Here is an 8,733-nt window from a genome sequence, read left to right on the forward strand (position 1 = left end):
CTCCAAGATTGACAGAGGCACATATGAAGCAAGTTACACCACGCCTACCAAGCTTGATACAGGTATTTATCTCGCTCGGTTTATTTCTACTGCTGGCATTTTCGTTCACTGCCAAGCTAGACCTACCGATCCAGCTAGCGCTGTACATCGGTTGGTTCATTATCATGATATTAGGCATTAAGCTTGGTCATCAGTACAAAGATCTGGAAAAAGCTGCACTAAATGGCATTTCCAATGGACTTGGAGCCGTCTTAATTCTTCTTGCCGTTGGCGCGCTTGTTGGTACGTGGATCTCTGGTGGTATTGTTCCAACCATTATTTACTACGGCCTTAAAGCAATTCACCCTTCTATCTTTTTGCTAGCAACCATGATCATCTGTTCATTGACTGCGCTAGCGACTGGCACCTCTTGGGGCGCTGCTGGTACTGCCGGTATTGCGATGATGGGTATTGGCCAAGGCCTTGGCGTTCCTGCACCAATTACAGCTGGTGCGGTGCTTTCAGGTTGTTACTTTGGTGACAAAATGTCGCCTCTATCGGACTCCGTCATCCTTGCTTCATCTATGTCTAACGTTGAAGTAATGGAACATATTAAAGGCATGCTGCCGATCGCACTCATTAGCTACATTATTACAGGCATTATGTTTACTGCATTTGGTTTCCACTACGCAGGTCAAGTTGACATGAGCCAGGTAGACTCTGTAATTAAAGCGATGGAGCAGCAATTCTACATCACGCCTTACTCATTTGTTCCTGTGATCATCGTATTGTCACTTCTAGCAATGCGTATGCCTTCATTCCCAGTGATCAGTTTTGGTTCTCTGCTCGGTATTATTTGGGCAGTAATGATTCAAGATGTAGACTTCCTAACCGCGTTCAACACCGCTTGGGCTCCGTTTGCGATTTCTTCAGGCGTAGATTTCATTGACTCAATTCTTAACCGTGGCGGCATGTCTTCAATGCTTGGCTCGGTAGCAGTTATCGTATTCGGCCTTGGTTTTGGTGGTCTACTAGATAAAGTGGGTGTGTTAGAAACTATCGCTAAGCTGTTTGAAAAACGCGTTCAAAGTGCAGGTTCACTGGCAACAAGTACAATCGGTACAGCCTTTATGGGGAACGTATTTGGTTCAGCGATGTACGTTTCACTTATCCTGACACCAAAAATCTGTGCGAAGAACTACGATCGCCTAGGCTACAAACGTAAGAACTTGTCTCGTAACGCAGAGTTCGGCGGCACATTAACATCTGGTATGGTTCCATGGAGTGACAACGGTATCTACATGGCAAGTATTCTGGGTGTTGCGACACTGTCTTATGCACCGTTCATGTGGCTAAGTTTTGTATGTATCATTGTGACCATCATCAGTTCCTACATGGGTTGGTTTGTTGATAAATGCGAACCAACGGCGGAAGCAGTTGAACAAGCAGAAGGTGAACTGAAGCAGCAAACCGCTTGAGTTCGCATAGATAGGAAGAATCTCTCTTCTGAGTGAAAGACAAAGAAAAAGAGCGCATGAGCGCTCTTTTTTATATCTCAACCAAACGTTAACTTTGTTTGACTTGCGTTTTCACTGCTGCACGCTTACCAAACCAATAGCCCAAGCCAAGTGGTGCAAAGAATATAACGGCAATAAACAAGATGAAGTAGATAATGGTACTTTTAACGAGCTCAATCAGCTTGGTCATCGCTAAACTGACCACTTCCTGCGAGACTCGGTCCATATCTTGAGCAAACTTCTCACGCTCATGGGTAATGATCTGCGCGATTTCTTGGCGCTCTCTTGCTACCATCAGCTCTAAAGCTTGGCGCTCCTCACCCAATTGAGATAAACGCGCTTGCGTTTTTTGGTCAATATCATCAACCAAAGGTTGTAACTCTACCGCCATTTGCTCTGCTAAATAGCGCATGTACTCTGGGTTGTTATCAATAAAGTCCTTCATCGAATCAGCCGTAACTTGTAAGCTATTTAGCGCAGCATTAACTTTTTCGATGCTGGCAGAGCTATTTAATGCTAATAACTGCGCCTTCCAAGTCATAATTTTGGGGGTCTGTTCTGATACAAGGCTTAGACGATCCGAGACATCCCCTAATGCTTCTGGCATTGTACCTAGCGTAGTCACTGCCTCTTCCTCGCTAATTTGATTCGCATCTAACCACCCGCGGTAAGCTGGCGTCCTGATCATACTTAAGTCCGCGAATGGATGTTGCTTAACGAACTCTGCAACAAACGCTTGTGTCTTGATGTACGCTTCTTGTTTCAACAGAGATTGAGCCAGTTTATCCACCTCTTTCGCTAAGTGAGCAGAAACTAACTTTGCCTCCTCTGTCGCAAACAGTTCATTACCAGGGCCAGTCGTAAAGAATTGATCCATCTGTAGCGTAAAAGTCCAAGTATCAATCAGTGCTGCCATTGGCGAGACTTGGTATGCTGCGGCTTGAAGACCTTCTTCAGCATTTATCTTCCAAAGCAAAATATAAGATTGATGGACTTTATCATGCGGCTCATATTGATCGTGCAATGCATCAGCAGCTTGCTCTACCTGAGCAAAAAACTGTTGCGCATACTCACGAGTCAGGAGACGCATATTAAGCTCTTGTTTGGTAAGAGGGACGGTTTGACTCTCGATTTTCACTTCTAACAGGGAGCACCCTGAAAGCATCACAACCAACCCTATCAACATCATTGAAGACAATCGACGAACGGACATGAAAGTACCTTTAACAAATTGTATGGAACAGGAATAAAGCGAACTAAGCCATATAGTTCGGGCCTTTAATACCCCAACTCTGATGATTGTAAGTCAGAGCAATATCAATCTGTTAGCGCTTCTTGTATCTTTTCACTATTGAGAACGTGGTTAGCGAAAAGTATGGTTTGCTTTAGGACATCATCTAAACGTGTCAGTTTCTCTTCCGGCACTTTTTGCCCTTGTTTAATCAACAGTTCAATATCACCCGAAATGCAGTGCAATCGCATTGCCCCTAAACTTCCCGACACCCCTTTAAGACTATGAGCCGCTCTTTGCGCTTGCTCTTTATCTTCTTCTAATAGCCGATGCATTTTTGAACCATCGCCAGAGTGATCCTGAATAAAGACTTCAAGTAACATTCGCACCGCGCTTTCATCTCCCGATAGCGAGTCCAGCATCTTATTGATATCTATATACGGCTCACGTTCCACGACTTCCACTTGCGATGTGTTCGGCTCATTAGGGCTCTGTTCGTTAACTTGGCTGCTTTGAGAGATTTCGGACTGAGCAGAAAAAACAACGTAAGACCCACCAACTTGCTCAGACTCTTTATCCTCTGCTCTTGATGGTATTAGCGGCTGAACGGTTCTTTGGGAGAAAAGCCCCCATGAAATAAGAGAAAGAAATAAACCACTGATTACTGACAACCAAGTAACAAAGGTCATCAACTTTTGTTCCAACTGGTCATTTATCGAAGTTAACTGGTTCGGGAAATCAGGATTAAGCAGTTGATTAACTAGATAGCTGCCTTGCGCCTTGGCAGATAGCGCGCTTGAAGTCTGGGCAAGTTGACGCTGAAAAGCACTTCGCTCTTGAGGAGAAAGCGTGTCCGACTCGATAAAAAGTCGGTCTAAATCACGATAAGTATCGCTATTCGTTGCTGAGTCACTAAAAATAGACTCCAAAACAAGTGCGCCTAAGCGATAGTACATTGATTGAATTTGCTCAGAGTTTTCAGCTCGGGCACGGCTCCTTCGCAACTGCTCGGCTAATGAGACTAGCTCACTGTCACTTCCTACAAAGGCTCGAGCACTTTCTAAAAATCGATCGGTCGCATAAAGCAATTGAGTAATATCTGGTGTGATTTTTCCTTCAGAAAACTCACTTTCAAGCTGTAAGCGAACTGCATAGGCTAACTGAAGTTTTAGTGAAACTTGGTCGACGTGCTTAACACGATAAGGCAGATCGAAGTTAAAAAAATGTCTGACTTCTTCGACTTTGCTTCCTAGCTCATTCACCGTTGAAATGGTTTGAATCGTTTGTTTGGCTTGCAACCAAATCCCTAGCGCTAAAACACACCATAAAACGAACCAGAACCAAACAAACCGCCTAATTCCTTCTTTTAGCTTCAGCAACACTCGCCCCTCGCATATCTCCATTAATTACAAGCATATACTATGGATGTTTCTTATTCACATAAAAAAAGAGAGCCATTGGCTCTCTTAATTTGACGATATGGTTTTAGTTGCGACTCAACTGATCTTTTAGATTTGGTGGCGTACCTTTAATCGTTAAGGTATCCGTCTCTGGGTCATAAAAAATACGCTCGCCAAGCAATAGGCTATCAAAGCTAATATTCAAGCCACCGCCAGCGCCAACAAATTTAGTCAGTTTGCGAACCGTCGCACGGTCACCTGGGAAAGATTCTTCAAGTTCGTACCCTTGCTCTTTGGTGAAATCCATAAAGCTTGTGCCATCTTGGCTTGGAGGAAGCTCTCCAGAAAGCTCTGAGATTTGAACCTCATCACCGGATTTAATTTGCTCATTGCAGTAATCGTAAACTTGTTTCTTGTACTCGTTCACTTCTTGCTTTTCTAGCTTCGAGTCAGCACAAAAATCATCCACTGCCTGCATCAACACTAAGTTTTGTTGTTTAGTATCTAAGCCGATGTCCGCTTGCAGGAAATCTAGGAAGAAATCCGCCACTTTACGGCCGACGCGTCCCTTGATGTATTGCAAGTAACGATTAGATTCCTTGTCAGTGTCGTAGCTCGACAAGTCAATGCGGGCCGCAATATCCATTTTGGTGATATCTAGGTAATCCGTCGCACTGATGTCCAAACCTTCGGTCACTTTTAAACTTTGGTTCATTGGTAAGATACCGATGAACAAGTAGTCCGTTGCTAAACTCTGATACTCAGCGAAAACCAAAATACCTTCATCCGCAAATGGGTACTTAATCAACTCTTCTTTCAAGCGATTTGCACTAATTTGTGAGAAGTCGTAAAAATCTCGCTCTCCTTTGCGCTTTTCTTGAAGCCAAAATTGAAATTCGCTGTCTGACTGGAAAGAGCCAAAACCTTTACCAGCTTTAGAATGGAATACTCGGTGAAGCTCAGCGACTAAGTTTTCAGTAGATGCATCGTTCTCTAATGATGCTGGACGAAAGTTTACAACTAGCTCGTCCTGATCGTTTTTGCACAGTTGATGCAGAATAACGTTTGAAAGATGAAGGCTCATAGTGATTTTATCTTGCTACAAGGTTTTAGTTGATGGGCATTGTAGGTTATCATAAGCTGCTTTTACTATCATTATTAGAGTCTTTATGCCGATTACATCTAAATATACTGACGAGCAAGTAGAGAAAATTCTTGCTGAAGTAGCAACAGTTCTTGAAAAACACGCTGCTTCTCCTGAGTTGACGCTAATGATTGCCGGAAATATCGCAACCAATGTCTTAAATCAACGTGTTGCTGCTTCACAACGCAAAGCGATTGCTGAAAAATTTGCTCAGGCGCTGATGTCTTCTTTAGAAACACCAAAAACACACTAATAACGGACAATAGAACACATACATGGTAGACAGCGGAAACTCATACGGCGAACGTGTATCTCGACTGGTTGGTTGGGGTCACTGGTTTGCATTCTTCAATATCGTCTCATCGATGTTGATAGGCACACGCTACATTGTTCAGTCTCCTTGGCCCGAGACGTTACTTGGTCAGTTTTATCTGGCGGTTTCTTGGGTTGGTCACTTTGGCTTTCTAGTTTTCGCGCTTTACTTGCTCGTTCTATTCCCGTTAACGTTTATCCTGCCATCGCGGAAATTGTTCCGTTTGGTGGCAGTGATTTTCGCGACCGTTGGGCAAACCATATTATTGATTGATACCCAAGCGTATCAGTCGATCAATTTGCACTTAACTCCTGTCGTTTGGGAGTTACTATTCAGCGAAGATAAAAGTGCACTCAGCACTGATCTTCAACATCTGTTTGTTGTAATGCCGCTGATCTTCCTTATTCAGCTCGCTCTATCCGAATGGGTATGGCGAAAACAGCGCAAACTTTCTCATAAGCACGTAGGACGTCCTCTAGCAGCTGTATTTTTCCTCAGTTTTATGACCAGCCATTTGGTTTATATTTGGGCAGATGCATACTTCTACAACCCAATTACCAGTCAGCGTTCAAACTTCCCATTGTCTTACCCGATGACGGCAAAGAGTTTTATGGAAAAACATGGTCTACTTGACCGTGAGGAATACCTAAAACGCTTAGCGGAAAATGAAGGCAACGTAGAGTTAGTCAATTACCCTCTAGAAAAGCTAGAGTTTAACCGTCGAGTCAATAAGCTCAACGTGTTGATGATCAGCGTAAATAACCTGCGTGCAGACGCGCTGAATCCAGAAGAGATGCCTAACCTCTATGAGTTTGCCGAAAACAATCAGAACTTCCGTAATCATTACAGTTCAAGTAATGATACTTACGGGGCTTTTGGTTTGTTCTACGGCTTACCAACCAGTTACGCTTCAAGCATCAAGGCGCAAGGTGCTTCGCCGGTGTTACTCGATGTACTGAAAGATCAGGGCTACAACTTTGGTTTATTCAGTGGCAGTGGGTTTGAAGATGATCTCTACTCAGAGATTATTTTCCGCGACTTAAAACTAGCGGAAGACCTAGATGGCACGCAAGCTCATACCGATAAACAATCTATCGCGAACTGGAATACATGGTTAACAGAGAAAGCGAGTCAACCATGGTTTAGTTACATCGAAGTCACCACCGTTGATAATTTTGAATCGATCCCTTCAAATAATGACGAAGAAATGTCCGCAAGTGATCGCTTCAAAAAAGCTTATGAATATGCGGTGAAATCAGCGGATAAAACCGTCGCTAGTATTATTGATGAGCTTGAAAAAAATGGACTATTGACAAACACCATCGTGATTATCACTTCTAATCACGGTAGTGAGTTTAACGAAACCAATACGAACAGCTGGGGCGCAAACAGCAACTACAGCCGTTATCAGTTACAAGTTCCTATGGTAATCCAATGGCCAGGAATGTTGGCTGGTGAATTTAATCACAGCACAAGCCACTTGGACCTTTCGGTCACGTTGTTGCAGGATATGCTCGGTGTATCTTCCAACCCATATGATTACAGTAGTGGTCGTAACCTATTTGACGAAAGTCGTCGCCGTTGGATCCTAGCGGGTGACACTCGTGAGCTTGCCTTAATTACTAGCTCACAAACCACAGTGATCGATAAGTTTGGCAACTACAAGTTGTATGACAAAAATTACAAACGACTTCGAGATGATGCACCGAAGTTGCCAGTTTTGATGCAAGGTTTAACTGAGTTACAGCGTTTTTATTCTAAAAACGATTAATACCTAGCAATCCATATACTATTCAAACTCCCCTTTTTGGGGAGTTTTTGTTTATTTAAACAACACAAACCACAAATTTGCGCAGTAAACATCCAATCAGTTCAACTAGGGGTTTACAACATTTTCAAAGCCTTATATTATGCGCCTCAACAACGGAGAGATGGCTGAGTGGTTGAAAGCACCGGTCTTGAAAACCGGCATACGTTAATAGCGTATCTAGGGTTCAAATCCCTATCTCTCCGCCACATTTAGAAAAAGCCCGCTAAGAAATTAGCGGGCTTTTTCGTATATCCAGAATTGAAAAGATTAGTACAAATCCCTTCTTTGAACACAACTAAGCACTCCGCAACATTCAGAAAGAGCCCATTAGAAAATTAGCGCCCTTTTCGTTTCAGTGTCCCGTTTTTAATCAGGTTGATACTCACGTCTAGTTGTATTTACTTACCAACAAAAACTTCTTTAGCGGCATTAATGAGCTGCAAATGGATTGGGACAAGGTCTGCATGATTCGTTCGATATCCACCTCCGACGACAGCTGCGACAGGGATACCTCGCGATTTCATTGTTTGCATTAAAAATCTATCACGTTCTAAAATCCCTTGCGTCGAAACATCAAAATATCCCAACTCATCGTCTTGATGTATATCAACACCAGCATCGTAGATAACCAAATCAGGACGATGAAGATTAAGCGCCATATCGACCACTTCCTTAAACGCCATTAAAAAATCCTCATCACCGGTCCCTCGTACCAAAGGCACATCTAGATCAGACTGAGGCTTTCTAGCCGGGAAGTTTTTGTCACAGTGGAAAGAAAGCGTGATGATATCTGGCTCATCGTGACACAAAGTTGCTGTTCCATCCCCATGGTGAACATCACTATCAATGATCAATACTTTATCGACATGCTCGACTTCGAGCGCTTGCCTGGCCGCGATCACTAAGTCATTAAATAAACAAAAACCACTGCCAAACTCTTTGTGTGCGTGGTGATACCCGCCACTCAAATGAATGGCAACACCATACTCAAGTGCTTTATTTGCGGTCAAAGCCGTGCCCGCTGCTGAAGTTAGCGTTCTGGTAATGAGAGACTCACTCCAAGGAAAACCTATTCGGCGCATCTTCGCAGCTGGCATGTTTCCATTCACTAGCAAGTCGACGTATTCCTGGTCATGAACACGTTTTACTTCCTCAACAGTCAGTGCTTCTGGCTGGAAAAACTGCACGTGTTCTTTCCAGTTATCTTTCTCCATATGTACCAATACCGATTCATAGAGGTACTGGTACTTCATAATTGGGTAACGATGCCCCTCTGGCAACTCAAGTTGAGAATAAATCGGGTGGTAGATAAATGGCAGCATGAGAAATTCTTAATAAC

7 protein-coding genes and 1 tRNA gene are annotated in these 8,733 nt (G+C 43.3%); 4 read left to right on the forward strand and 4 right to left on the reverse strand.

The features are described 5' to 3' along the window. Positions 1–23 precede the first annotated feature (23 nt). Positions 24–1,457 (forward strand): Na+/H+ antiporter NhaC, encoded by a 1,434-nt coding sequence (gene nhaC / locus CAG69_RS21320; protein ID WP_005396525.1) that lies wholly within the window; start codon positions 24–26, stop codon positions 1,455–1,457. A gap of 88 nt (positions 1,458–1,545) precedes the next feature. Here the strand turns inward: nhaC and CAG69_RS21325 are convergent, their stop codons facing one another. From CAG69_RS21325 to yejK, 3 genes are all read right to left on the reverse strand, one after another. Continuing rightward, on the reverse strand, positions 1,546–2,709 hold the full coding sequence (locus CAG69_RS21325; RefSeq protein ID WP_161446133.1) for a chemotaxis protein: 1,164 nt from the start codon (positions 2,707–2,709) through the stop codon (positions 1,546–1,548). A 104-nt stretch (positions 2,710–2,813) separates the two neighbouring features. Then, a complete protein-coding gene (locus CAG69_RS21330; RefSeq protein ID WP_161446135.1) occupies positions 2,814–4,130 on the reverse strand; it encodes an Hpt domain-containing protein in 1,317 nt (438 codons plus the stop codon). An 82-nt stretch (positions 4,131–4,212) separates the two neighbouring features. Next, positions 4,213–5,211 (reverse strand): nucleoid-associated protein YejK, encoded by a 999-nt coding sequence (yejK, locus tag CAG69_RS21335; protein ID WP_161446137.1) that lies wholly within the window; start codon positions 5,209–5,211, stop codon positions 4,213–4,215. 85 nt (positions 5,212–5,296) lie between these two features. On the opposite strand from yejK, the gene CAG69_RS21340 reads away from it, so the two are divergent. The 3 genes from CAG69_RS21340 to CAG69_RS21350 all read left to right on the forward strand — a co-directional run bounded on the left by CAG69_RS21340 (position 5,297) and on the right by CAG69_RS21350 (position 7,600). Then, entirely contained in the window at positions 5,297–5,524 is a 228-nt protein-coding gene (locus CAG69_RS21340; RefSeq protein WP_005380722.1) for a YejL family protein, read from the forward strand. Positions 5,525–5,546: 22 nt separating this feature from the next. Next, entirely contained in the window at positions 5,547–7,355 is a 1,809-nt protein-coding gene (locus CAG69_RS21345; RefSeq protein WP_161446139.1) for a DUF3413 domain-containing protein, read from the forward strand. Positions 7,356–7,509: 154 nt separating this feature from the next. Continuing rightward, positions 7,510–7,600 (forward strand) — tRNA-Ser (locus CAG69_RS21350). Positions 7,601–7,792: 192 nt separating this feature from the next. Here the strand turns inward: CAG69_RS21350 and CAG69_RS21355 are convergent. Beyond that, positions 7,793–8,716, reverse strand: a complete 924-nt coding sequence (locus CAG69_RS21355; protein WP_006743279.1) for a histone deacetylase family protein — start codon at positions 8,714–8,716, stop codon at positions 7,793–7,795. Positions 8,717–8,733: the final 17 nt, after the last annotated feature.

This window comes from Vibrio sp. V43_P6S15P86, from assembly GCF_009904725.1.
GTDB lineage: Bacteria > Pseudomonadota > Gammaproteobacteria > Enterobacterales > Vibrionaceae > Vibrio > Vibrio diabolicus.